Source organism: Saccharopolyspora sp. NPDC045941 (genome assembly GCF_056431445.1).
The window spans coordinates 100,999-125,062 of sequence record NZ_JBWKKU010000010.1 but is presented as its reverse complement, the minus strand read 5'-3'; the positions used below and the strand labels follow the sequence as shown (position 1 = coordinate 125,062).

Here is a 24,064-nt window from a genome sequence, read left to right as displayed (position 1 = left end):
CCGCCGGGGTGCGTTCCCGGCGGGCAGGCGTCGTGCCGGGCCGGTCAGCGGACGACCGCGGCGGCGACTCGGACCGACGTCCAGTGCAGGACTCGCTCCAGCGGGCCGCGGCCGAGGAATGGTCGCCACAATCCGCAGAACAGCATCGAGACCAGCGCGAAGCCGATCAGCGGGAGCCACGGGTACGCCGCCATCGCCGGTGCCGCGGTGTCCACCAGGATCTTCAGCGCCACCGCCTGCGCCGTGTAGACGCTCAGCGCCAGGGCGCCGACCGCCGTCAGCGGCGCGAGCGCGCGGCCCAGCCGGTCACCGGCGAACAGGCAGAGCGCGAGGACCGCCAGCGCGACGCCGGTGGAGCCCACGATCTCGAACGTCGTGCCGGAATGCGGCGCCGCCAGCAGCAACATCGCCGGAGTGCCTGCGGGCACCGTCCCGAAGTTCGACATCTGCAGGAGCTCCATCGGGCTCTTCCCGAGCTCGGCCGCCATCGGGCTCAGCGCGTCCAGCAGCGGGGAAAGCGCTTTCACGCCGCCGAAGACGTTCAGCGCGAGCCACGAACCGCCGTACCCGACGACCGCCACACCGGCGCCCGCCACCAGCAGCCGCAGCCGAACGGCCGTCGAGCGCAGATCGAGCCGCCCGACCGCGATGCCGACGAACACGAACGGCATCCAGGTCAGCACCGGGTACGCGCCGTCGAGCAGCAGCCGCAGCAGCCCGGCCCCGGCTTCCTGGGGCGAGGCCAGGTCGTCGAAGGACAACGCGCCGCCTGCCGTTTCCGCGCTTTCGACCGAGCCGCGGATGAGGAACGAGACCTGCGGGGCGGCGAGCGCCCACATCCCGGCGAGCGCCGCGAGCGCCACGGGAGGCATGCGCAGCATCGGCAGGGCGAGCACGAAGTAGATCGCGTAGAACGACAGGATCACCATGATCGGGGCGCCGATCTGCGTCAGCGCCATGCCGAGCACGAACAGGATCGCCGCCCGGACGGCGATCCGGACGCGATCCCGCCGCAGCAGCGCGCCGTCGTGCGGATCGCTGCCACCGGTGAGCAGCGCGAGCGACACGCCGGCCAGCGTGGCGAACAGGATCGACGCGTGCCCGTTGCCGAGCTTCGCCAGCACCTCCGCCGCCGTGCCCGCCTGCGGATCCAGCATCGCCGGCCCGATGTGCGCGACGAACATGCCCAGCACCGCCAATGCGCGGGCCAGGTCGACACCGCCCAGGCGCGCCGGGCGCGGCCGCGGTTCGGGTATCTCGACGGTGCTGGGTGCCGTCCGGCTTTCGTTCGTGTGGACCATGGACCAAAGCTATGGCGGGCGGTCCTGCGCGGGCATCGACCGCGAGTCCCATGCCGTGATCATTCCCGGATCGCAGAAACCCATGTGCCGCAACGCGGGAGTCATACCTGAGTCGTACGACCGCAGGCCAATTCGGTCGGCGCGTCGTTCCCATACGCTTGTGTCGTGGCAATGCGGAGTCTGATCGCGAACTTCCCGGGCAAGCTCACCCCCGACGAGCAGCCGAACTTCGTCGGCACGCGGCCGGCCTGGATGGCGCGGGTGCCCCGGTGGGTGATCCTCGCCGTCATCAGCGGATTCGTCTTCTTCCTCTCGTTGTGGGCCACGATCCTGAACAACCCGGACCACGACCTCGAGATGTGGTGGCAGCTGGGGACCGGGCTCGTGGGCTCGCTCGCCCTGCTCGGGATGCGGCGGTTCCCGGTCACCGTCGCCCTGGCCGCGACGGTCACGCACCTGGCGACGCCGTTCTACATGGGCGGTTTCGTCGCGCAGTACGCGCTGGGCGCCTACGGCCGGAAGCGCTGGCAGATCTGGGGCACCGCGGCGCTGAGCATCGTCGCGTCGCGGTCCTTCATGCGCGAGGTCGCCACGTTCAGCAGCATCGGCAACTTCGCCGCGCTGGTGGTCATGATGTCGCTGCTCAACCTGTTCCCGCTGGTCGTCGGGCTCTACATGGCCGGTCGTCGCGCGCGGCTGGCCCACTGGGTGGAACGCGCCGAGCGGGCCGAGCGGGAGCAGGCCCTCATCGCCGAGCAGACCCGCGCCGAGGAGCGCGCCCGCATCGCCCGCGAGATGCACGATTCCATCGCGCACCAGGTGAGCCTGGTCGTGGTGCACGCGGGCGCGCTGGAGCTGCTGGCCGAGCGCGATCCCGCGAAGGCGGCCCAGGCGGCCGCGACCATCCAGGACGTCGGCCGCGGCGCGCTGAACGAGCTCCGGCAGATGATCGGCGTGCTGCGCTCGGACCCCTCCGACCAGCGGCCCGAGCCGCCCCAGCCGACCCTGCAGGACGTCGAAGCGCTCGTTTCCGCCTCCCGGGACGCCGGTCTGGCCGCCGAGCTGCGCATCGACGGCGACCGCCGGCGGCTGCCCGACCACGTCGAGCGCGCCGCGTACCGGGTCATCCAGGAGGCGCTGACCAACGTGCACAAGCACGCGGGCGGTTCGCACGCCTCGGTCGCGCTCTCCTACCGGCCCGAGAACCTGGAGATCTCGGTGCGCAACAGCCGTCCCGCCGAGGGCTTCCGGCGCAGCCTGCCCAGCGGCGGGCAGGGCCTGATCGGGCTCGCCGAACGCGTGCAGCTGGCGGGCGGCGACATCGGCTCGGGGCCGCTGCCCGACGGCGGTTTCCGCGTGACCGCAACGCTTCCCGCCAGCTGACGATCGTCCACAGTGGCCGGGATCAGCCCAGCGCCGCGGCGACGACGCGCGCGGTGTCGGCGTGCAGCCCGTTGTCGACCTTGTCGTCCTTCCGCGGGCGGGTGGTCAGGACGGCGATGACGATGGCCTGGCCGCGATCGGTCCAGGTGACGGCCACGTCGTTGCCCGAGGCGTAGTCCCCGGTGCCGGTCTTGTCGCCGGTGCGCCAGGCCGGCGGCAGGCCCGCGCGGATCCGGGCGGCGCCGGTGGTGTTGGTGAACAGCCACCCGGTCAGCCGGTCGCGCTCCGGCGCGCCGAGGGCGTCGCCCACCACCAGCGCCCGGTAGCCCGCGGCGATCCCGGCCGGCGTGGTGGTGTCGCGCTCGTCGCCGGGGATCGCCGTGTTGAGGTCCGTTTCCCAGCGGTCCAGGCGGGTGCTGCCGTCGCCGATCGAGCGCGCGAACGCGGTGATCGCGGGCGGGCCGCCGAGCTCGGCGAGCAGCAGGTTGCCCGCGGTGTTGTCGCTGCGGGTGATCGCCGCGGCGCACAGCTCGTTGACCATCATGCCGATGCCCGCATTGGGCGCGGTGACCGGCGAGTTCGCCACCAGATCGGCCTTGGTGTAGTGGATCAGCTTGTCGAAGTAGCCGTCGGCCAGGCCGTGCTGGTGCAGCAGAGCGCCGGCCGCGTAGGTCTTGAACGTCGAGCACATCGCGAAGCGCTCGTCGGCGCGGTACCCCAGGGAACGTCCGGTGTGGACGTTGACCGCGAACAGCCCGAGCCGGGCGTCGTAGCGGCGTTCCAGGTCGGCGAAGACCGGGGCGTGCTTGCCGGTCAGGTCCGGCCCCGCGTCGCTCGGCGCCGCCGCTACGCCGCTCGAACCGCACGCGGCGACCGCCGGGGCGGCCAGCAGCGCACCCAGGATCGCTCGGCGTCCAACGCGGGTTTCGTGGTGCTGCAAGGAAATTCTCCAATCGATCGGGTCTGCCGCCAATCAAGCAGCCCGCGACCGATAGCGCCAATCCACGCCCGACCCGCGTCCGATAGCGATTCGATATGGCCGCAGCTGCCGGGCGGCGCCCAGCCGCTCCCGGCCCGCGAAAAAAAGTTCGCTCACAACCGGCCGGAACGCAGGTCCGTGACCGCGATCCGGGCGCATTCCGCGATGGCCGCATCCACCCCGGGCAGCGCGGCGTCGGCGCGGGCCGCGAGCGTGAACACCGCCACCGCGACCGGCGTTTCGCCGTCGAACTCCACCACCGACACCTCGTTGCGCACCGCGCCGATCGTGCCGGTCTTGCCCGCGACCCGGACCCCGCGGTACGGGAACCCGGCCCGGATCCGGTGCTGCCACGCCTGGTTCGCCAGCAGCCTCCGGATGAACTCGCACTGCTCCGGCGACGCGACCGCGTCGGCCCAGATGAGTTCGAGCAACCGGGTCATCTCGCGCGGTGTGGTGGCGCTGGCGTACGACGGGTCGTAGGCGCTCACCGTGCGGGCGGCGTCGTTGTCGCTGAGCAGCGCGAACGCCTCGGCCGCGGTGGTCGTGCCGGTGTCGCGGATCAGCGCGGCGTGCGAGTCGGCGGTGCCACCGACCACGCGGGTGCGGGACAACCCCAGGTCGGCGAGGGTGTCGGCGAGCGCGTCGAGCCCCACCTCGCCGAGGATCAGGTCCGCCGCCGCGTTGTCCGAGACGCCGATCATCGACGCGGCGAGGTCGCGCCAGGACACCATGACCGGGTCCTGGAAGGCCGACATCCCGGTGGGCCCGGGCGTGCAGGACGCGGGATCGATCCGCACCCTGGCCCGCGGATCGAGGGCACCGGCGTCGAACGCGCGGCACAACGCCACGAGCAGCGGCAGCTTGTAGACCGACGCCGTGACGACGAGCTCGTCGCCGCCCACGTCGATCTCCCGCTCCGACGCGGGGTTCAGCGGCTTCGCGTGTACCCAGCCCTCGGCGCCGGCGTCGGCCAGCACCTCGCGGATGCGGCGCTCGACCGGGCTCACCGCGGCGCCTCCGGACGCAGCGCGGCCTCGACCGCCGCGAGCACGTCGTCCGGCGGCGCGGGCTCCTGCCAGACCAGCCGCACCCGCAGCGCGAGGTCCTCCCCCGGAGCCTGCAGCCGGGTCACGCCGGAGGCCTCCAGCGACGGGTCGGTGGTGAGGGCGAAGGCACGCCCGGCGGCGACCGCGGTCAGCGCGTCGCGATCACCCGCCGCGGGCAGGAAGTCCGGGTCGAGCCCCTTGATCCGCAACGTGTCGACGAGCAGGTCGAACGCGGCCGTCCCGTGACTGCGCGGCGCGGTCGCGCAGGCCAGGCCCGCCAGCGAGCGCAGCGACTGCTTGCGGCGCGCCGCCGGGTGGTCGGCGGGCACCAGCAGCGAACGCGGGATCTTCCGGACCGGACCGGCCTGCAGGGCACCGATCAGCGCCGGGTGGTGCACCACCGCGCAGTCGAGCCGGCCGGCGGTGACCGCGTCGACGAGGTCGACCGTCGCGGCCGTCGTGATGATCACGGTGCGCGCCGCCGGATCGGGCGCGGCGGCCCGCACCGCGGCCGTCAGGGCCGCGACCTGCCGGTCGCTGAGCGCCGCGACGACGCCGACGCGCACCGCGCCGCGGTTCTCCCGCTGGCGGCGCGCTTCCTCCTCGAACTGCTCCGCCCCGTCGAGCAGGGCCCGCGCCCTGGGCAGCAGCTCGGCCCCGGCGGTGGTCAGCCCCACGCCGCGAGAACCCCTGGTCAGCAGGGTGACACCGAGCCTGGTCTCGAGCCGCTGGACGCCCTGGGACAGCGGCGGCTGCGTCATCCCGAGCCGGTCCGCGGCGTGTCCGAAATGGCCTTCCTCGGCCACGGCGACGAAGAAGCGGAGGTGACGCAACAGATCCACGCCCCGATCCAAACAGGCGCTCACCGGGCCGGTTCGGCGGGCTCCTCGCTCGGTGTTCGGGCGTCGACCATCCGCAGCCGTGCGAAGCGGCAGGACAGGCCGCGGAACCCGGATGTGGTGAACAGCGCGACGAACGACACCACCGCGAAGGCGGAACCCAGCAGGGAGAACATCGTCAGCACGGGCAGATCGCCCAGCTGCACCAGCAGCAGGTAGCCGCCGACGCCCGTGAGGCTGCGCACCAACCGCGCCCGGGCACCCGGGGCGCTCCCGTCCTCGGCGACCACCCGCAGCCGAACGATGCGCTGCCCGAGGCTGGTCGCGCTGCCCGCCAGCGGAAGCACGACCGCGAGCACGAGCCACGGCAGCCAGACGCCGACGAGCTGAGCCGCCTCCTGGCCGGCCAGGTGAACGATCCTGGTCCCGTCTTCGTCGAACAGCTCGCCGTTGACCGCCACCACCAGCACGGTTCCGGCCGTGGCGACCAGCACGCCGGAAAGCTTGAAGATCAACAGGTCGCACACGGCCGCCAGGACCCGTCTGGACCGGGTGAGCGGGCGCGGTGTTCCCGGTTCGGTGCCGAGCCGCTGGCCGGGCACGGCGCGCAGGACAGGAGCCGCCAGCGCCCCGGCCAGCGCCCCCAGACCGTTGGCCATCAGGTCGTCGACGTCGAACAGCCGGTAGGCGCACGGGTACAGGAACCAGATCCCGGTTAGCTGCGTCGTCTCGATCAGCAGCGACACGGCGAGTCCGATGACCGCGGTCGCCGCCACGCCGCGCCGGAACATGTACCGGACGAACATGCCCAGCGGGACGAAGAGCGCCACGTTCAGCAGCACCTGCGTCAGCGCGGGGTTGCGCAGCGTCGCCGCGATCCCGCTGCCGGTGGCCTCCTTCTGCATGTCGCGCAGGAAGTTGAACGGGACCAGCTGCGGCCCGCCCGCACCGGAGACGGCGCAGAAGTCGGGCCCCACCGTCGGGAACGGGACGAGCACGTAGGCGACCAGGCCGAGCCCGTAGATCAGCCCGGCGAACGCCAGCACGGCGTTGCCGATGCCGAGCTCGCCGCGCCGCCGGTACTGCCTCGCGACGTACGGGACGAAGCAGGCGACCGCGAGCAGGACGCCGATGGCGATCGCCAGCACCGCCGGCGTCAACCTCGCGCTCAAATCGACCTGCCCCTCAGCTGTCCTAGAGAGCCGGCAGCACGTTCGTGATGATCAGGAACGCGCAGATGCCGAAGTTCACGATCTTGTGCGACAGGAAGACCGCCACGAACTCGCGGATCGTCGCGCTCGGCCAGAAGTAGCGCGCCGTCGGCGAACCGAGCACCTGGCCGTTGACCTTCTCCTTGCGCGCGATGGTGGCGGCGCGCATGACGTGGTAGTTGTTCGTCACCACCACGCACCGGTACTTCGGTTGGTGCTGCTGCATGATCGCCTTGCTGAACCGCAGGTTCTCCTCGGTGCTGCGCGACTGGTCCTCGACCAGGATCCGGTCCTCCGGCACACCCTTGTCGATGAGGTAATCGGCCATCGCGCGCGCCTCGGGCAGGTCCTCGCCCGGCCCCTGACCGCCGGAGGTCACCAGCACTGGGTCGCGCCCCTTCGCCCGCTGGGCGTCGAACACGGCGCGACCGCGGTCGAGACGGCTGGCCAGCAGCGGCGGCACGCGCGAGCCGATCAGGCCGGAACCGAGCACCACGACGAAGTCGACGGCGCGGCGGTGCCAGATCCGGCCGTAGACGAAGGAGTAGAGCAGGAAGCACATGAACAGCAGGGAAACGTACGAGAGCACGGCACCGACGGCGTCCATGGTCGCCTGCAGCGGGGTCCACTGGACGCTGTTGGCCAGCGCCCGCAACCCGATGTAGGCGAAGATCCCGATGCCCGCGGCCAGCGACAGCAGGTTGGCCAGGCGCCTGCCCTCCCGGCGGATCATCGTCACGCCGTTGGCGATCAGGAAGATCGCGAGCACCAGGATCATCAGCACGAAGAGGAACAGCAGCGAGATGAGCACGAACTCGGCGACTGCCAGCGACTTCGAAGCGAGCGCCATCAGCGACGCGCCCACCAGGAACACGAGCGCGAAGAACAGGTAGAGGCCGTTGCGCACCTTCCGGCGGTCGAAGGCGAAGCTCACCAAGAACATTGCGAAGAAGACACCCGCCGGCACGAAGAAGAGCGCGATGGGGACCTGGTAGTCGTCGTGCACGGCGGAAGCGTAACCGATGGTGGTTTGGACCGCGGCCGCACGTTTCCGCAGACCCGGGTCGTGAGTAGTTTGTGCTGCTATAGCGGTCCAAAGTACTCACGAGCGTTTTAGAGCCAGCGGCCGAGTTCCGGGAGTTCTCCGCCTTCGGCCTTCAGATCGCCCGAACCCTGGCCGGACAGCGGGCGAACGAGGTCCACAGTGGATCCTCGCACCATGTGCGGGGTATCGCCGTCGATGTCCACCCGGTACTCGGCGTCCCGGTCGTCCGGGCGGAGCAGCAGCGCCGGGCCTTGCGCTGCCACAGGCCGGCTATGTCGGCCGTCAGGCGTCGAGGAAGTCCGGCGGGACGTCGACGAAGCTGCCGCCGTTGCCGGGGTCGACCGCGTGGATCCACACCTCGCGTGCCGCATCCACGGCGCTTAGGCGGCCGGGACGAGCCGCCCCTGCGCCGTGCGCACCTCGCCCGCTCACTAGCCCTCGGGCAGGTCGCGCCAGCTGCAGCCGCCGTACCAGGCTCACGAGGGGTCCTCGTGGTCCGCAATTTCAATGGAAATCAGAGCTCTGATTTCCATTGAAATTGCGGATCCCGGCGGCCGGGCGGAGGCAGAGCCAGAGCAGGACGCCCGCGACGCCGAGCGCCCAGCCCAGGGCCGTCCCGCCGGTCACAGGTCGGGGAGGGATTTGAGGTCGATCTCGGCGCGGGCGACCGCGGCGCGCATCTCCTGCACCAGCACCGGGATCCGCTTGGGTGCGAAGCGCGCCGCGGGGGCCGAGATCGACAGGGCCCCGACGGGTTCGCCGGAGCCGTCGTGGACGCACATGCCGACCGCCGCCACGCCGTCTTCGGTCCGCTCGCGGTTGAGGGCGTAGCCGGTCTCGCGGGCCGCCTTGAGCTCGCGCAGCAGCGTCTTCCACTCCCGCTCCGGGAGTTGCCGGTCCGGCTCGCCCGGCCGGTAGAGCTGCTCCAGCTGGGTCCGCTCCAGCTCCGCCAGCAGCGCCTTCCCGCCCGAGGACAGGTGCGCGGGCAGGATGGTGCCGCGCCGGTCGCCGACGTGCAGGACCTGCGTCGACTCGACGCTGGCGAGGAACCGGGTCTGGGTGCCCACCCGGACCATCAGGTTCACCGTCTCCTGCACCCGCTCGCACAGCGCGTCCATGTGCGGGTGGAGCGCCTTTCGCAGCCGCTGGTTCGGGTGGCCGGCCACCTGGCTCGCGGCCAGCGCCGGGCCCGGCACGTAGGTGCGCCGGTCGTCCTGGATCGCGAAGTCCCGGTACACCAGCATCGACAGCAGGCGGTGCGCGGTGGAGCGGGCGATGCCGAGCTCCTCGGCCGCCTCGCTGACCCGCAGGCCACCCTGGTCGCGCAGCATCTGCAGGAGCAGCAGCGCGTTGTCGACGGACGCCAGCGCGTAGGACGGCTTGTTCTTCATGCTGGAATTCTATTCTTCTCAAGCGAACATCGTCCTGCGACTGCGCGAGCCGGGCCCGTGTGCACTTCGTGTCGCCACAGCAGCGAAAGGACCGAGCCCGGTGCGATCCACTTCGGAGCTCCGGATCACTCCTTCTTCTTGTCGTCCTCGTCGATGATCTCGGCGTCGACCACGTCCTCTTCCGCCTGCTTCGCCTCGCCGTCCCCGGCCGCCGCCTGCTGGTGGCCGTAGATGGCCTGGCCGATGGCCTGCGACGTCGCCGCGAGGTGGTCGACCGCCGCGCGGATCTTGTCGACGTCGTCGCCCTTGAGGGCCTCGTTGACTTCCTTGATCGCGTCCTGCACCTGCGTCCGGGTGTCGGCCGGGATCTTGTCGGCGTTGTCGGTGAGGACCTTCTCCGTCTGGTAGACCAGCGTTTCCGCCTGGTTGCGGGTCTCGGCCTCGTCGCGGCGCTTGCGGTCCTCCTCGGCGTGCGCCTCGGCGTCCTTGACCATCCGGTCGATGTCGTCCTTCGGCAGCGCGGAGCCGCCGCTGATCTTGATGGACTGCTGCCGGCCGGTGCCGAGGTCCTTGGCGTTGACGTGCACGATGCCGTTGGCGTCGATGTCGAAGGTGACCTCGATCTGCGGCATGCCGCGCGGCGCGGGTGGCAGGCCGGTCAGCTCGAACATGCCGAGCTTCTTGTTGTGCGCGGCCATCTCCCGCTCGCCCTGGAAGACCTGGATCATCACCGACGGCTGGTTGTCCTCGGCGGTGGTGAAGGTCTCGGAGCGCTTGGTCGGGATCGTGGTGTTGCGCTCGATCAGCTTGGTCATGATGCCGCCCTTGGTCTCGATGCCCAGGGACAGCGGGGTGACGTCCAGCAGCAGGACGTCCTTGACCTCACCGCGCAGCACACCGGCCTGCAGGGCTGCGCCGACGGCGACGACCTCGTCCGGGTTGACGCCCTTGTTCGGCTCCTTGCCGTCGGTGAGCTCGCGGACCAGGTCGGTCACGGCGGGCATCCGGGTCGCCCCGCCCACCAGCACCACGTGGTTGATGTCGCCGACCTTGATCCCGGCGTCGCGGATCGCGTTGTTGAACGGCTTGCGGCAGCGCTCCAGCAGGTCGGAGGTGATGCGCTCGAACTCGGCGCGGGAGAGCGTCTCGTCCAGGAACAGCGGGTTCTTGTCCGCGTCGACCGTGATGTAGGGCAGGTTGACGCTGGTCTGCGACGAGCTGGAGAGCTCGATCTTGGCCTTCTCGGCGGCTTCCTTGATCCGCTGCATGGCCATCCGGTCCTTGTTCAGGTCGATGCCCGAGGAGGCCCGGAACCGGTCCACCAGCCACTCGACGACCCGCTCGTCCCAGTCGTCACCGCCGAGGTGGGTGTCGCCCGAGGTGGCCTTGACCTCGACCAGCCCCTCGCCCACCTCCAGCAGCGAGACGTCGAAGGTGCCGCCACCGAGGTCGAAGACCAGGATGGTCTGCTCCTTCTCGCCCTTCTCCAGGCCGTAGGCCAGCGCCGCCGCGGTGGGCTCGTTGATGATCCGCAGCACGTTCAGCCCCGCGATCTGGCCCGCTTCCTTGGTCGTCTGCCGCTGCGAGTCGTCGAAGTACGCGGGCACCGTCACCACCGCGTCGGTGACGTCCTCGCCGAGGTAGGACTCCGCGTCCCGCTTGAGCTTCATCAGCACCCGGGCGCTGATCTCCTGCGGGGTGTAGGACTTGTCGTCGATCCGCACCGACCAGTCGGTGCCCATGTGCCGCTTGACCGACCGGATGGTGCGGTCCACGTTGGTGACCGCCTGGTTCTTCGCGGGCTGCCCCACCAGCAGTTCGCCGTTCTTCGCGAAGGCCACCACCGACGGCGTGGTCCGCGAGCCCTCGGAGTTGGCGACGACCGTCGGTTCGCCGCCCTCCAGCACGGCCACCACCGAGTTCGTCGTCCCCAGGTCGATTCCAACCGCGCGCCCCATCACGCCCTCCCCTCTGACCCGCCGGTGGGCGGGTCCCGCGAGGCCGACACCCTCAGTATGGGAACCCCCCACGACCGCGGCCACCTGGGCAAAGACCGCAGGGGGTGGAGCGCGGCGCTGCGCTCGGTGACCAGCACCAGCGTGCCGGTCACCAACGAGCGGGGCCGCCCGGCGTGCGCGGCCACCGGCTCGGACTGCGGCCCGCCGCAGTACCGGTGGGCCGTAGCCAACGTTGTCGCCCCGAGGCGGCGCTCACCGCGCCGAGGTGAATCCGGCCGCGGCCGGTCGGCTGCGGGTGACGATCCCGCGGCGGCGGGCTCGGCGGTCGATCCACCACGTGTAGACCACGGTCAGGACCGTGGTCGGCAGGACGTCCCACACCGAGTAGCTGCCGCTCTGGTCGAGGCTGGGCACGCCCTGGGTGCCGGCGAAGACGGCGAAGGCGGCGTTGTTCACCACGTGCAGCGCGATCGCCGCCTCCAGGCCACCGGTGCGGATGGTCAGCCAGCACATGGCCATCGCGAAGACGAAGAGGTCGGCGACCACCAGCGGCTCGGTGTAGTCGTGCAACGCCACGAACAGCACCGAGGTGGCCACCGCCCCCGGCCACGGGGTGCGGGTCCAGGAGGCGAAGGTCTGCACCAGCCACCCGCGGCACAGGTACTCCTCGGCCGCGGCCTGCAACGGCACGAGGGTCACGGCGATCGCGAGCACCGCCAGGAACGTCGGCCAGCCCGGCCACGCCGCCGGGTCCACGCCCTGTCCCCGGGCGAGGTCGACGACGGCGATGAGGACGAAACCCAGCATCGCCCATCCCACGCAGTCCAGCAGCCACCGCCAGCGCAGCCGTCCCTCCACACTGGACACCGTGCCGACCGGGCGGCGCTGCGCCCACCGCGCCGTCAGCAGGACGGCGGGCAGGAGGACGGCGATGCTGGCGAAGCCGAACGCGAATTCCCACAGCGGGGCGGAGAAGCCCAGCTCGGCGTCCAGCCCGATGCCCACCAGCACCGCCAGGCCCATGCCGACGGCGCTGATCACCAGCAGGCACACCACCGCGAGCGCGACCAGCAGCAGGATCCCGACCAACGGCCGCCACCAGCGGTGCGCCGGTGTGCGCGCGAGCAGGTGGTACGGCGTGCCGTGGGCATCGACGGCCGATTCCCGCTGAAGACTCATGTTCGTCCCTTCCAGGTGATTCGTCGCGTTGGAGCCTAAGGAGCCGGCCGCCGCCGAATCGCGTGCCACCCGGCCAGACCGCGTGGCCGATCGGCCATGATCTGCGGGCCAGTCGGCACTGCCCGGCGGGCCGGGTGCTGGCCGACAATGGATCGGTCGACGACCGATCGTCCGAGGTGAGGTATTCGCGGGTGTCTCCGCTGGTTGAAAAGGCGCGAGGCGCCGTCGCCCAAGAAGCGCGAGCCGTGCGCGCGGCACCACGTCAGGTGGTGGCCGGCGAGCTGGCGGCCTTCCTCGTGGTGCTGGGCATCGGACTCGTGCCGAGCCCTGCTTCGCTGCTGCCGTCGAGCCACTTCGCCGTCACCGCCGCGACGGCGTGCTGGGCGGCGCTGCTGGTTCCGGCCCGCAGGCGATGGCCGGTGGCGACGCTGCTGGCCACGGCTCCGGTGTTCGCCAGCGACAACATCTGGGCGGCGGCGACGCTGCCCTTCGTCACGTTCTCGGTGGCGCGGCGCATCACGCCAGCCCGGCGCCTGTGGCTGGCGGTGCTGGCGACCGCCGTCGTGGACCTCCTGCTCGCGGTCATGCACGAGTGGAACGCCCCGGGCGGCCTCGGCGAGACCCTCGCCGGTTTCGCGCTCACGGTCGCGTTCCTGCTGCTGCTCCCGGCGCTGTCCGGCGGCGTCCTAGGCCGGCGTCAGCCGCTCGTCCGGCTTCTCCGGGAACGCAACCAGTACCTGGAGCGGGCGCAGGAGCTCACCGCCGAGAAGGCTCGCCTGAAGGAACGCGCGCACATCGCCACCGAGATGCACGACATGCTCGGGCACCGGCTCAGCCTGATCTCGATGCACGCCGGGGCGCTGGAGATCACCGCGGCCGAGGACGCGCCCCGCTTCAGCGGTCAGGCCGAGCTCCTGCGCACCACGGCCGCGACGGCGATGGCAGAACTGCGCGAGATCCTGGGAGTCCTCAACGACACCCAGGGCACGTCGCCCGAAACCGTCGGCGAGCACAGCGGAACCCGTGCCGACATCGCCGATCTCGTGGCCGAATCCCGCCGCGCCGGCATCGCCGTCGAGCTGATCTGGTCCGGGGCGGACGTCGACGACGCCGATGTGCGGGCCCGTCACGCCGTGCACCGCGTGGTGCGGGAGGGGCTGACCAACGTGCACAAGCACGCCCCCACCGCGCCGACCAGGGTCGAGGTCGCCTACGAGGCCGGCCGCATCCGGGTGCGCGTGATCAACGGCGCGGCGCACGGCGCGCACCGCCCTTCGGGCACCCGGCACGGGCTGGTCGGCTTGGAAGAGCGGATCGAGCTGCTCCGCGGCGCGTTCACCGCCGGCCCCACGCCCGAGGGCGGCTTCCGGATCTCGGCCGAACTCGCCGCGCACCCGGCCGTGCCCGCGCCGGTCGCCAACCGCCCGCTCCCTGAGGTGCGGGAGCCGCTCGACGCCGAGGTGCTCACGCTGCCCCGCGCGGTGGGCGCCGGGTGCCTGGGGTTGCTGGCGCTCGTGCCGGTCGCCACCGGCTTGATCATGCTGATCATCCTGCTCGCCATAGGATGACCCGGTGATCCGGACCCTCATCGCCGACGACGAAACGCTCATGCGAGCGGGTATCCGCCTCATCCTGGCGAACGCCGAAGACGTCGAGGTGGTGGCCGAGGTGGCGGACGGGCGCGCCGCCGTCCGCGCGTGCCGCGAGCACGAGGTCGACGTCGCCCTGCTGGACGTGCAGATGCCCGGCGGCGACGGGATCACCGCGGTCGCCGACATCGCCCGCGAATCGCCGCGCACCAACGTGGCCATGCTCACCGCGTTCGGCGACGACCAGAACGTCGCCAGGGCGCTCCGGGCGGGAGCCGTCGGATTCCTGCTCAAGGACACCGGGCCGACCGAGCTCATCCGGGCCGTGCGGGTGGCCGCGACCGGCGAGTCGATCCTGGCGCCGCAGATCACCCGCCGGCTCATCGAGCGCCACCTGCTGTCCGGCGACGACGGAGCGGAGGCGGCCAAGCGCCGCATCGACCAGCTCACCGACACCGAACGGGACGTGCTCCGGCTGGTCTCGGCGGGATTGTCGAACGCGGAGATCGCCCAACGCCTGCACATGGGCACGGGCACGGCGAAGGCGCACATCAGCCGGATCCTCACCAAGCTCGACTGCGCGAACCGGGTCCAGGCCGCCATCCTGGCCCACGACGCCGGTCTCCAGCCCGGCTGACACCGGGAGATTTGACCCTCCAGCGACTGGAGACCCTACGGTCCCGGACCATGAAGATCGTTGTTCATGACACGGCGTCCGCCATGCTCGACCTCCTCCGGCGACCGCAGGCGGAGCGGCGCGACGCCATGCGGGAGACGCTCAGCCCGCTGGAGTCCGCGATGTCCGTGATGGGGGATGTGGACCTGGTCCAGATGTACGAAATGGGTGGCAGCGGCTTCCGGCTCGACTGCGACGACCCGCGATACGTGCCCGCGCTGCACCAGATGCAGGAAGCCGAAGTGTGGCGCCGGATCGAGGAATCTCTCACCACCGCGTGGGAGCGGATCAGCGGCGCGGTGCCCGGCATCGGGCACGCCGACACCGTGCACGTCGTCTTGCTGCTCGGCAATCCCGATGACGAGCAGCTGATGGCGCGCAGTGCCGGGTACTTCGGCCTGGGCGGGTTCCCGGGCGCGATCCAGCTCTACATGTGGCCCACCGAGACGAGCCTGGCGAAGATCGACCACGCCGCCGCGCACGAGCTGCACCACAACGTGCGCTACGCGAACGTCGTCTGGAACCCCACTGCCGTCACGGTCGGGGAACAGGTCATCGCGGAGGGCCTGGCCGAGGCGTTCGTGCGCGAGCTGTCCGGTGAGCAGGCCATGGGCCCGTGGTCTCAAACGCTGACCGGCGCGGAACTGGACTCGGCGTACCGGAAGATCACGGCCGGGATCGACGTGGCGGGGATGGAGAACCTGCCTCCGTACGTCTTCGGCGACGCCACGGCCCAGCGCATGGGACTGCAACCGGTGGGGCTACCGGACTTCGCGGGCTACGCGGCGGGCTTGCGCATCGTCGACGCGCACCTGGCGGCCTCCGGCCTCACGGCGGCCGAGAGCACGGCCCTCTCGGCCCGCGAGATCCTCACCAACGCAGGCGTGCCAACGAACGCCTGACCACGAGGGCTCCGACCGGCCCGTGTGTACTTTGTGCTGCTGTAGCGGCACGAAGTGCGCGCGGGTGGCCGTCATTGGTCGAACGGGGGTGGTGGGGCTACCGGGTCCGGGACCGGGGCTCGGGGGGCGTTCTGGGAGCCTCGGACGCTGATCACGCTGCCCGGGGGTTCCGCGCAGTGCAGGTCTTCGTTCGTCGGGCCCGGCGCCGTTTCGCTTCCCGGGCGGCGGGGCGTGCCCTCGTAGCCCCTGGTGCAGGCGATCGGGTTGAAGAAGTTCAGCACCAGGCCGAGGTGTCCCGTGCCGTCCGGCGACAGCGTGTGGGAGAACGCCGAGATCACCGGCAGCGCCACCAGCATCTGCTCCATCGCCGGGCCGCGCACGTCGGTGATCTGCATCGTGGTCAGCATGTTCGCCACCACCACGCCGAAATCCGTGCCCGCGCTGCGCAGCAGCGCGTCGACCTCCTGGCTCGCCGCCGGCGCGCCGTTGATGATCCGCCGCAGGTCCGGGTCGGATTCCTTCAGCCGCCCGGAGATCTCGCGCAGCCCGCTGCTGAACGACACGATCTGCTCCGACTGCTGCTGCTGGGTGCGCAGCACCACGTCGCTGTTGGCCAGCAGCCCGGTGGTCTGCGGGAGGTGCTGGTCGGCGGCGGCCGTCACCGAACTCGTCGCGTCCAGCATGCGCTGCAGGTGACCACCGGTGCCGTCGAACGCCGTGCCGACCTCGTCGACGACCGTGCGCAGGTCGTCGACCGGGACGCTGCCGACCAGCCGGTCCAGGTCGACCAGCAGTGATTCCGGCGCCGGCGGCAACTCGGTGCGCTCCTGCTCGATCACCGATCCCGACGCCAGGTACGGGCCGCCGTCGCGCTCCGGGCGCAGGTCGAGGTACTGCTCCCCCACCGCCGAGCGGTTGGCCACCGCGACCCGGGCGCCCGCCGGGATCGGCGGCGCGGCGTCGTCGATGTGCAGGTCGACGTCGATGCCCGCGTCGGTGAGCCGCATCTCGGTGACCCGGCCGACCGCGACGCCTCGGTAGGTCACCTCGGAATTGGTGAACAGCCCGCCCGAGTCCGCCATCCGCACCGTCACGGTGTAGCCGCTGCCGCCGAAGTAGCGGTCCAGCCCGGCGTACTGCCCGCCCGCGTAGCCGATGCCCACAACCGCCAGCACCATGAACAGCCCCAGCCGGATCTTGGTCTTCCGCGCGAACATCAGCGTCCTCCCAACTGGATCGGGGCCGGGACCGGCGGCATCGACTGCGGCGCCGGAATCGGCAGCGGCGGCAGGGCCGGGGCCGGCGGTGGCGGCCGCAGTCCCGGCTGGCCCGCGTCGCTGAGACCGGGGATCGGGATCAGCGGGCCGGAGGATCGGGTGAGGTTCTCCATGATCGTGCTCAGGTCCAGGTCGAACCGCACGTCTGCGTTGACGAAGTCGCCCTTGAGCGGCTTCATGACGTACTCCGGGAACGGGTAGGTCGCGAGGTAGGCGATGGCGTCCGGCAACGCGTCGCCGGTCTCGGCGAGCTTCTGCAGCGTCGGCGCAAGCGCATGCAGGTCGGCGACCATGTCGTCCTTGCTGCGGTTGACGGTCTGCACCGCCACGCCGGAAAGCTGGTCCAGCGACTGCAGCATGGTGACGAGCTGGCCGCGCTGCTCCTCCAGGGTTCGCAGGCCGGGGCCCAAGCCGTCGATCGCGCCCGCGATCTGGTCGGTCTGCCCGCGCAGCGTCGACGAGAGCCGGTTGAGGCCGTCGATGGCGCGGGTGATGTTCTCCTTCTGCCCATCCAGCCGGGTGACCGTTTCGTTGAGATTTCCCAGCAGCGAACGGATTTCCGCCTCGTTGCCGGTGAACGCGCCGTTGAGCTCGCGCACGATGTCCTGCAGCTGCGCCACGCCGCCGCCGTTGAGCAGCATCGACAGCGCGCCGAGCACCTCTTCGACCTGCGGGTTGCGGTTGGTGCGCTCCAGCGGGATCACCGCGCCGTCGGCCAGCGCGCCCTCGGCCGCGCCGGTGGGTGCCGCGAGCTCGACGAACTTCTCCCCCAGCAGGCTCGATTGCCGCAGCTGGGCGTCGGCGTTGGCGGGCAGCCGGACGTCGCCGTTGACCGACATGTGCACCAGCGCGGTGGTGTTGTCGGGGCTCAGCTCGATCCGCTCCACCCGCCCGACCGCGACGTCGTTGACCTTCACGCTGGACTGCGGCACCAGGTCGAGCACGTCGGCGAAGTGCGCGGTCACCCGGTACGGGTTCGAGCCCAGCTCCGCGCCGCCGGGCAGCGGGGCGTTGTAGAGACCGGTGAATCCCGCCGTGCCGCAACCGGAAACCAGCAGCGCCGCCAGCAGGACCGGCGCGAACCGCTTCATCGGGGGCCTCCTTGCTGGGCGGCGTCCACCAGCGGCAGCGGCGGCAGTTCGCCCTGCTGCAGGTGGTGCAGGGTTTCGCCGATCGACGGCAGCTGCAGCTTGCCGTCCAGGTACGGCGCGAGCTTGTCGCAGGCGTCCTTGAGGCCCTGCGGCACCGGCTCGGGCATGCTGTGCTGGATCAGCTTGCACACCATCAGCACCGGCGGGTGGGTGAGCTCGTTGAGGTGGCCGCGGACCGTGACGCTGCCGGAGGCCGCGTCGTAGGAGTTGATGAAGTTCGTCGCGCCCAGCGGTGCGACGTCGAGCACCTCCGCCAGCGCCTGGCGCTGATCCACCAGCTGCTGCGTCACGCCCGTCAGGTTGTCCACATTGGACGTCATGAGTTCCCGGTTGTCGCGGATGAACCGGGAGACGTCGTCCAGCGCGACCGCCAGCGAGCTCAGCGCGGCACCCATCTGCTGCTGCTCACCGGCCAGGAATCCGGTGACGTCGTCGACCCGCCCGTAGAACTCCTGGATCTGCCGGTCGCTGGCGGCGAGCGTCGCGGTGAAGGTGTTCAGGTTGTCGATCGTGGCGAACAGGTCGCCCTGGTTCTCCTGCAGGGTGCCCGCGAGGTCGCCGAGCTGCTTCACCGTGGCGTTGAGGTCCTTGCCGTTGCCCTCCAGCGCGGCGGCCGAGGTGGACAGCACCTCGGACAGCGCTCCGGTGCTGTTCGCGCCGTCCGGGCCGAGGGCCTGCGCGAGCGCGTTGGCGCTGCGGTAGAGGTCGTCGAGCTCGGCGGGCGTCGCGGTGCGGTCCTTGGCCAGCACCGCGCCCGAAACCAGCTCCGCGCCACCGGAATAGGCCGGGGTGAGCTGCACGTACCGGTCGCTGACCAGGCTCGGCGCGACCACCACGGCCTTCACGTCGGCCGGGATCTGCACGTCGTCGTCGACGTGCATGTCCACCCGCACCACGTCGCCCTGCGGCACGACGCCGTCGATCCTGCCCACCTCGACGCCCAGCACCCGCACGGTGGATCCGGCGTAGACCCCGACGGTGCGGTCGAAGTACGCGGTGATCTGCTTGCCGGGATCGGTGAACAGCCACCACAATCCCGCGCTCACGAGCAGCGCCAGCACGCATCCGATTCCGACCACTTTGGACATCAGCCACCTCCGACGGGCCGGGTCGGCACCGGGATCTCGCAGGACGTCGTGTTCGTCTGCAGCGGCCCGGCGTTGATCGCGGGCGGGAACAGACCGCACAGGTAGCCGTCGAACCACCGGCCGTTGCCCACCGTGTTGTTGAAGCCGCGCACGTAGGGCGCCATCGCCGCCACGACGCGGCCCAGGTCGTCCTGGTTGCGCTGCAGCATCTCGGTCAGCTGGTTGAGCTGCTCCAGCGTCGGCCGCAGCTGCTGCTGGTTGTCGGCGACCAGGCCGCGCAGTTCGTCGGAGAGCCGCTGGGTTCCGATCAGCAGCGCCGAAATCGCCTCCCGGCGGTGCTGCAGCTCGGTCAGCAGCAGGTTCCCGTCCGAGATGAGCCGCTGCACCTGATCGTCGCGGTCCGCGACGATCTTGCTCACGCCGCTGGTGTTGCGCAGCAGTTCGGTGAGCTGCTGGTCGCGCGAGGCGATGGTCTGCGACAGCTGCGAAAGCCCGTCGATGGCCTGGCCCATGTGCTGCGGCGCGCCGCGGAAGGTGTCCGCCAGGACGCGGAAGCTCTGCGCGAGCTGCTGGGTGTCGACCTGGTCGGCGGTGCGGGTCAGCTGGTCGAGCGCGTCCGGGATGTCGAACGGCGCGGCGGTCCGCTCGACCGGGATCGGCTCCGCGAGCTCCTCGGCGCCTTCCGGTTGCAGCGCCAGGTACTTCTCGCCGAGCAGCGTCTTGATCTCGATGCTCGCCCGGCTGCGGTCGCCGATCTGCGCGCCGTCGACGCGGAACGACACCAGGACCCGGTCGCCCGCCAGCGAGACGTCGGTGACCTCGCCGGACTTGACCCCGGCGATCTGCACGTCGTTGCCCGCCGCGAGCCCGGCCGACTCGGAGAAGTACGCCTCGTAGGTGGTGCCGCCGCCGATCACCGGCAGGTCCTTGGCGAAGAACGCGCCCAGCGTGGCGCAGATGATGAGCACGACGGCGACCAGGCCGACGACGGCCTGGTTCCGCTCCCGCAACGGCTTCATGACGGCTTGCACCTCTCCGGCATCTCCGAGGCCGGCAGCGGCAGGATCGGGATCGAGATGTTGAGCTCGGAGATCCCGACCGTGCCCGAGATCCGGCACAGGTAGAAGTTGAACCAGCTTCCGTAGCTGACGGTCCTGGTCAGCGCGTTGAGCCGCTCCGGGATGTTCTGCAGGTCGGCTTCCAGCTTCGGCTGCTCGGCGTTGAGGATGCCGGCGACCCGGTTCAGCTCGCCGATGCTGCTCTGCAGCGGCGGCCGCGCTTCCTCCAGCATTCCGGCGGTGGTGTTGGAGAGCTCGCCGAGCGCGGCGACGGCCTCCCCCACCGGCTTCCGCTGCTCGGCGAATCCGCTGGTCAGCTGCTGCATCGAGGTGATCAGCTCGCCCAGCTGCGGGCCGCGCGCGTTGACGGTGGTCAGCACGGCGTTGAGGTTGTCGATGACCTGGCCGATCACCTCGTCCTTGCGGGCGATGGTGGACGTCAGCGACGCGGTGTGGGCGAGCAGGCTGTCCACCGTGCCCGCCTCGCCCTGCAGCACCTGGACGATCTCGCCCGAGAGCTGGTTGACGTCCTGCGGCGAAAGCGCCTGGAACAGCGGCTTGAACCCGTTGAACAGCGCGGTGAGGTTCAGCGCCGGATGGGTCCGCTCCAGCGGGATCTCGCCACCGGGCGGCAGCACGTCCGCCGGATCGCGCAGCGCCGCGTCCAGCGCCAGGTAGCGCTGGCCGGCGAGGTTGCGGAACTTCACGGTCGCGGCGGCGTCGCGCGGGAGGCGCCGGCCGGCGTCGAGGTCGAAGCGGATCAGGGCGTGCTTGCCGTCGACGACCTCCAGCCCGGTCACCCGGCCCACCTTCACGCCCGCCATCCGCACGTCGTCGCCGACGTCCAGGCCGGAGGCGTCGGCGAACCGCGCGTGGTAGGAGCCGGCGGAGCTGGAGGTGGAGGCGGCGATGGTCATCGCGAGCACCCCGGTGAGCGTGATCGTGACCGCCGCGAAGATCAGCAGCTTGACCAGCGGCGCGGCTATCGACCTCATTTCACCGTCACCTCCGCCCCGCGGTAGACCGGGCCGACCAGCAGCCCGCTCCAGTCCGGCACGTCCGAGCGCGGCACGCCCATCTGCGGCGCCAGCAGCGTCGACAGCAGGTCCCGCTCGGCGGGCGTGTTCGCCACCGACTGCGACGTGGTGGACGCCGGTTTCCGCTTCCACGGGAACACTTCGTCGCGGTCGCGCGGCGGCTCCGGGAACACGGAACCGTCCTGCACCGGCCCGCCCGGCGGATACTGCGGGAAGGTGTCCGGCGCCTCGACCCACGGGTAGCAGCGCGGCCCGCGCTGGTCCAGGTACTTCGGCGTGTCCACGCCCGGCAGGTACTTGCCGCGGCTGCCGGTGATCTCGATGGTGAACTTGGCGATCTCGGGGTTCTCGGTGCCCTTGCCGAAGGATCGCTCGGCGTTCGGGATCGAGTCCGCGAACTGCTTGAGCATGCAGGGGTACTCCGGGGCGTATTCGGCGAGGAGTTCCAAAGTGGACCTCGATGTGCCGGTGAGGTTGATCAGGTTGTCCTCGTTCAGCGCCAGGAACCGGTTCAGGTCGTTCGCGCTGCCGGTGACGGTGCCCAGCATGGTGTTCAGCGCTTGCCGCTGCTCGGCGATGGTCTTGCTGGTGGTGGTCAGGTCGGACAGCGCCTGCGCGAGGTCGGGCGCGGCCTCGGCGTAGGTGTCGGCCACGTCGTCGATGCGCGCGATGACCGACTCCAGCTTCGGCAGCGACGGGTTCAGCCGCTCCAGGTAGCCGTCCAGCTGCACGAGCGTGTCGCCGAGCTGCTCGCCGCGGCCGTCCAGCGCCTGCGACACCGCGGTCAGCGTCGTCGAGAGCTTTTCCGGTTGCACCGCTTGCAGAACCGGCAGCAGGTCGCCGAGCACCTTCTCGATCTCGATCGCCGACCCGCTGCGGTCCTGCGGGATGACGTCGCCGGAGGCCAGCGCCCGCGAGCCGGCGTTCTCCGGGATGTGCAAGGAGACGTAGCGCTCCCCGAACAGCGTCTTGGGCAGCAGCCGCGCCGACGCGCTCGCCGGGATCAGCTCCGCCTGGTCCGGCCGCAGCGCCAGGTCGAGCACCGCGTGGTCGCCCTCGGCGCGCACGCCGCGCACGTCTCCGACCACCACGCCGCGCGCCTTGACGTCGGCGCCCACCCGCATCTGGTTGCCGATCCGGTCGGTTTCGAGGCTGACCGCCACGACCGGCGTGAACGCCTTGCGGTACATGGCGATCGTGCCCGCGACGAACATCCCGGCCGCGACCAGGAACACCACTCCGAGCGCCTGGTAGCGGCGCCTGCTCCGCCGGCCGCTCATCCCGAGATCCGAACCGTCGTGGTGGAGCCCCAGATGGCCAGGCTGAGGAAGAAGTCCAGCACCGCGACCAGCACGATCGAGGTGCGCACCGCTCGTCCCACCGCGACGCCGACACCAGCCGGGCCGCCGCGCGCGGTGTAGCCGTAGTAGCAGTGCGTCAGGATCACCGCGATGCTGAACACGATCACCTTGCCGAAGGACCACAGGACGTCCTCCGGCGGCAGGAACAGGTGGAAGTAGTGGTCGTAGGTGCCCGCGGACTGGCCGTAGAACCACACGGTGATCTGCCGGGACGCGAAGTACGAGCCCAGCAGCCCCACCACGTACAGCGGGATGACGGCCGCGACCCCGGCCAGCACCCGGCTGGTCACCAGGTACGGCAGCGTCCGCACGCCCATCACCTCCAGGGCGTCGATCTCGTCGGAGATCCGCATCGCGCCCAGCTGCGCGGTGAACCCGCAGCCGACGGTCGCCGACAGCGCCAGGCCCGCCGACAGCGGCGCGACCTCGCGGGTGTCGAAGTAGGCGGCGACGAACCCGGTCAGCGCCGAGGTGCCGAGCTGGTTCAGCGAGGAATAGCCCTGCAGGCCGACGATCGCGCCGGTCGCGACGGTCATGCCGATCATCACGCCGAGCGTGCCGCCGATGACGGCCAGCGCGCCGCTGCCGAACACGACCTCGGTGAGCAGCCGGGCGGTTTCGCGGTAGTAGCGGCGCAGCGCGACGGGCGCCAGGGCGAGGGCGCGCAGGTAGAACGACAGCTGCCAGCCCAGTTCGGCGAGCGCGTCGCCGGGCCCGCGGGTGATCCGCCGCCGCAACGGGGCGGCGACCGGGTCGACGACGGCCATCGGCTCACAATCCCTTCGGGGGCACGAGTTGCAGGTAGATCCCGGTGAGCACCAGGTTGATCAGGAACAGCAGCAGGAACGTGATCACCACGGCCTGGTTGACCGCGTCGCCCACGCCCTTCGGCCCGCCGGCCGGGTTGAGGCCGCGGTAGGCGGCGACGACGCCGGCGACGAACCCGTAGAGCAGCGCCTTGAACTCGCTGATCCACAGGTCGGGCAGCTGCGCGAGGGCGTTGAAGCTGGCCAGGTACGCGCCGGGCGTGCCGCCCTGCAGGATCACGTTGAAGAAGTAGCCGCCGAGCACGCCGACGACGCTGACCATGCCGTTGAGCAGCAGGGCGACCAGCACCGCGCCGATGACGCGGGGCACGATCAGCCGCTGGATCGGCGAGATCCCGAGCACCTCCAGCGCGTCGATCTCCTCGCGGATGGTGCGCGCACCGATGTCGGCGCACATCGCCGACCCGCCGGCCCCGGCCACCAGCAGCGCGGTGATCAGCGGGCTGGCCTGCTGGAGGATGGCCAGCGCGCTGGCGGCGCCGGTGAACGACTGGGCCCCGATCTGCTGCGTCAGCGACCCGAGCTGCATCGCGATGACGGCGCCGAACGGGATCGCCACCAGCGCGGTCGGCAGGATCGTGACGCTGGCGAAGAACCAGGCCTGCTGGATGCACTCCCGGACCTGGAAGGGCCGCCGCGGCACGGCCCGCAGCACCTCCCACCCGAGCGTGGCCATCCGCCCGACCTGCGCGAACGCCCCAGCACTCCGCACTGCCACCAGCTCACCTCCCGATCCGCGCTGATCCGGGGTCCCCGCAATTTC

General features: G+C 71.1%; 22 protein-coding genes. 4 read left to right on the top strand and 18 right to left on the bottom strand.

Features of this window, described 5'->3' with window-relative positions:
• Window positions 1–44: 44 nt before the first annotated feature.
• Window positions 45–1,301 (bottom strand): DUF418 domain-containing protein, encoded by a 1,257-nt coding sequence (locus tag AC07FN_RS10830; protein WP_478395435.1) that lies wholly within the window; start codon window positions 1,299–1,301, stop codon window positions 45–47.
• Window positions 1,302–1,472: 171 nt separating this feature from the next.
• Here AC07FN_RS10830 and AC07FN_RS10825 point away from each other — a divergent pair, with 171 nt between their 5' ends.
• Complete coding sequence (locus AC07FN_RS10825) at window positions 1,473–2,684, top strand: sensor histidine kinase (RefSeq protein WP_478395500.1); 1,212 nt, start codon at window positions 1,473–1,475, stop codon at window positions 2,682–2,684.
• Window positions 2,685–2,706: 22 nt separating this feature from the next.
• Here AC07FN_RS10825 and bla read toward each other — a convergent pair whose 3' ends face one another.
• The 9 genes from bla to AC07FN_RS10780 form a co-directional block, all read right to left on the bottom strand.
• Window positions 2,707–3,624, bottom strand: a complete 918-nt coding sequence (bla, locus tag AC07FN_RS10820; protein ID WP_478395434.1) for a class A beta-lactamase — start codon at window positions 3,622–3,624, stop codon at window positions 2,707–2,709.
• Between the two features lie 152 nt (window positions 3,625–3,776).
• Complete coding sequence (locus tag AC07FN_RS10815) at window positions 3,777–4,673, bottom strand: serine hydrolase (RefSeq protein ID WP_478395433.1); 897 nt, start codon at window positions 4,671–4,673, stop codon at window positions 3,777–3,779.
• Window positions 4,670–5,554, bottom strand: a complete 885-nt coding sequence (locus AC07FN_RS10810; protein ID WP_478395432.1) for a LysR family transcriptional regulator — start codon at window positions 5,552–5,554, stop codon at window positions 4,670–4,672. Before AC07FN_RS10810 ends, AC07FN_RS10815 begins: the two co-directional genes overlap by 4 nt.
• Window positions 5,555–5,574: 20 nt before the next feature.
• Window positions 5,575–6,723 (bottom strand): VanZ family protein, encoded by a 1,149-nt coding sequence (locus tag AC07FN_RS10805; RefSeq protein ID WP_478395431.1) that lies wholly within the window; start codon window positions 6,721–6,723, stop codon window positions 5,575–5,577.
• 22 nt (window positions 6,724–6,745) lie between these two features.
• Window positions 6,746–7,768 carry a YdcF family protein gene (locus AC07FN_RS10800; protein WP_478395430.1) on the bottom strand — a complete coding sequence of 341 codons (1,023 nt, stop codon included), beginning with the start codon at window positions 7,766–7,768 and terminating at the stop codon, window positions 6,746–6,748.
• A 107-nt stretch (window positions 7,769–7,875) separates the two neighbouring features.
• Window positions 7,876–8,070 carry a hypothetical protein gene (locus AC07FN_RS10795; RefSeq protein ID WP_478395429.1) on the bottom strand — a complete coding sequence of 65 codons (195 nt, stop codon included), beginning with the start codon at window positions 8,068–8,070 and terminating at the stop codon, window positions 7,876–7,878.
• A 360-nt stretch (window positions 8,071–8,430) separates the two neighbouring features.
• Window positions 8,431–9,198, bottom strand: coding sequence for an IclR family transcriptional regulator (locus tag AC07FN_RS10790; RefSeq protein ID WP_478395428.1), 768 nt, complete (start codon window positions 9,196–9,198; stop codon window positions 8,431–8,433).
• 125 nt (window positions 9,199–9,323) lie between these two features.
• A complete protein-coding gene (dnaK, locus tag AC07FN_RS10785) occupies window positions 9,324–11,156 on the bottom strand; it encodes a molecular chaperone DnaK (RefSeq protein WP_478395427.1) in 1,833 nt (610 codons plus the stop codon).
• Window positions 11,157–11,408: 252 nt separating this feature from the next.
• A complete protein-coding gene (locus AC07FN_RS10780) occupies window positions 11,409–12,335 on the bottom strand; it encodes a lysostaphin resistance A-like protein (RefSeq protein WP_478395426.1) in 927 nt (308 codons plus the stop codon).
• A gap of 191 nt (window positions 12,336–12,526) precedes the next feature.
• Here AC07FN_RS10780 and AC07FN_RS10775 point away from each other — a divergent pair, with 191 nt between their 5' ends.
• From AC07FN_RS10775 to AC07FN_RS10765, 3 genes are read left to right on the top strand one after another with little or no spacing between them, the layout of a single operon-like run.
• Window positions 12,527–13,903: a sensor histidine kinase gene (locus AC07FN_RS10775; RefSeq protein ID WP_478395425.1), complete on the top strand. Its 1,377-nt coding sequence runs from the start codon at window positions 12,527–12,529 to the stop codon at window positions 13,901–13,903.
• Between the two features lie 4 nt (window positions 13,904–13,907).
• Window positions 13,908–14,561, top strand: coding sequence for a response regulator (locus tag AC07FN_RS10770; protein ID WP_478395424.1), 654 nt, complete (start codon window positions 13,908–13,910; stop codon window positions 14,559–14,561).
• 50 nt (window positions 14,562–14,611) lie between these two features.
• A complete protein-coding gene (locus AC07FN_RS10765) occupies window positions 14,612–15,502 on the top strand; it encodes a DUF2268 domain-containing putative Zn-dependent protease (protein ID WP_478395423.1) in 891 nt (296 codons plus the stop codon).
• Between the two features lie 71 nt (window positions 15,503–15,573).
• On the opposite strand, the gene AC07FN_RS10760 is transcribed toward AC07FN_RS10765, so the two are convergent.
• Genes AC07FN_RS10760 through AC07FN_RS10725 form a run of 8 tightly spaced genes read right to left on the bottom strand, consistent with a single transcriptional unit; the run spans window position 15,574 to window position 23,977 of the window.
• A complete protein-coding gene (locus AC07FN_RS10760) occupies window positions 15,574–16,719 on the bottom strand; it encodes an MCE family protein (protein ID WP_478395422.1) in 1,146 nt (381 codons plus the stop codon).
• Entirely contained in the window at window positions 16,719–17,870 is a 1,152-nt protein-coding gene (locus tag AC07FN_RS10755) for an MCE family protein (protein ID WP_478395421.1), read from the bottom strand. The genes AC07FN_RS10760 and AC07FN_RS10755 overlap by 1 nt, the downstream gene beginning before the upstream one ends.
• Window positions 17,867–19,018: an MCE family protein gene (locus AC07FN_RS10750; protein WP_478395420.1), complete on the bottom strand. Its 1,152-nt coding sequence runs from the start codon at window positions 19,016–19,018 to the stop codon at window positions 17,867–17,869. Before AC07FN_RS10750 ends, AC07FN_RS10755 begins: the two co-directional genes overlap by 4 nt.
• Complete coding sequence (locus tag AC07FN_RS10745) at window positions 19,018–20,037, bottom strand: MCE family protein (RefSeq protein WP_478395419.1); 1,020 nt, start codon at window positions 20,035–20,037, stop codon at window positions 19,018–19,020. The genes AC07FN_RS10750 and AC07FN_RS10745 overlap by 1 nt, the downstream gene beginning before the upstream one ends.
• On the bottom strand, window positions 20,034–21,071 hold the full coding sequence (locus AC07FN_RS10740) for an MCE family protein (RefSeq protein WP_478395418.1): 1,038 nt from the start codon (window positions 21,069–21,071) through the stop codon (window positions 20,034–20,036). The genes AC07FN_RS10745 and AC07FN_RS10740 overlap by 4 nt, the downstream gene beginning before the upstream one ends.
• Window positions 21,068–22,393 carry an MCE family protein gene (locus tag AC07FN_RS10735; protein ID WP_478395417.1) on the bottom strand — a complete coding sequence of 442 codons (1,326 nt, stop codon included), beginning with the start codon at window positions 22,391–22,393 and terminating at the stop codon, window positions 21,068–21,070. Before AC07FN_RS10735 ends, AC07FN_RS10740 begins: the two co-directional genes overlap by 4 nt.
• Window positions 22,390–23,241, bottom strand: coding sequence for an MlaE family ABC transporter permease (locus AC07FN_RS10730; protein WP_358612852.1), 852 nt, complete (start codon window positions 23,239–23,241; stop codon window positions 22,390–22,392). The genes AC07FN_RS10735 and AC07FN_RS10730 overlap by 4 nt, the downstream gene beginning before the upstream one ends.
• Before the next feature lie 4 nt (window positions 23,242–23,245).
• Window positions 23,246–23,977, bottom strand: a complete 732-nt coding sequence (locus AC07FN_RS10725) for an MlaE family ABC transporter permease (protein ID WP_132489696.1) — start codon at window positions 23,975–23,977, stop codon at window positions 23,246–23,248.
• Between the last annotated feature and the right edge of the window lie 87 nt (window positions 23,978–24,064).

Bases quoted from the DNA above. Each gene is read 5' to 3' on its own strand.
- AC07FN_RS10825 (WP_478395500.1), top strand. From the start codon at position 1,473: ATGCGGAGTCTGATCGCGAACTTCCCGGGCAAGCTCACCCCCGACGAG.
- AC07FN_RS10740 (WP_478395418.1), bottom strand. From the start codon at position 21,071: ATGAGGTCGATAGCCGCGCCGCTGGTCAAGCTGCTGATCTTCGCGGCG.
- AC07FN_RS10780 (WP_478395426.1), bottom strand. From the start codon at position 12,335: ATGAGTCTTCAGCGGGAATCGGCCGTCGATGCCCACGGCACGCCGTAC.
- AC07FN_RS10725 (WP_132489696.1), bottom strand. From the start codon at position 23,977: ATGGCCACGCTCGGGTGGGAGGTGCTGCGGGCCGTGCCGCGGCGGCCC.
- AC07FN_RS10790 (WP_478395428.1), bottom strand. From the start codon at position 9,198: ATGAAGAACAAGCCGTCCTACGCGCTGGCGTCCGTCGACAACGCGCTG.
- AC07FN_RS10830 (WP_478395435.1), bottom strand. From the start codon at position 1,301: ATGGTCCACACGAACGAAAGCCGGACGGCACCCAGCACCGTCGAGATA.
- dnaK (WP_478395427.1), bottom strand. From the start codon at position 11,156: ATGGGGCGCGCGGTTGGAATCGACCTGGGGACGACGAACTCGGTGGTG.
- AC07FN_RS10760 (WP_478395422.1), bottom strand. From the start codon at position 16,719: ATGTTCGCGCGGAAGACCAAGATCCGGCTGGGGCTGTTCATGGTGCTG.
- AC07FN_RS10745 (WP_478395419.1), bottom strand. From the start codon at position 20,037: ATGAAGCCGTTGCGGGAGCGGAACCAGGCCGTCGTCGGCCTGGTCGCC.
- AC07FN_RS10765 (WP_478395423.1), top strand. From the start codon at position 14,612: ATGAAGATCGTTGTTCATGACACGGCGTCCGCCATGCTCGACCTCCTC.
- AC07FN_RS10730 (WP_358612852.1), bottom strand. From the start codon at position 23,241: ATGGCCGTCGTCGACCCGGTCGCCGCCCCGTTGCGGCGGCGGATCACC.
- AC07FN_RS10755 (WP_478395421.1), bottom strand. From the start codon at position 17,870: ATGAAGCGGTTCGCGCCGGTCCTGCTGGCGGCGCTGCTGGTTTCCGGT.
- AC07FN_RS10750 (WP_478395420.1), bottom strand. From the start codon at position 19,018: ATGTCCAAAGTGGTCGGAATCGGATGCGTGCTGGCGCTGCTCGTGAGC.
- AC07FN_RS10735 (WP_478395417.1), bottom strand. From the start codon at position 22,393: ATGAGCGGCCGGCGGAGCAGGCGCCGCTACCAGGCGCTCGGAGTGGTG.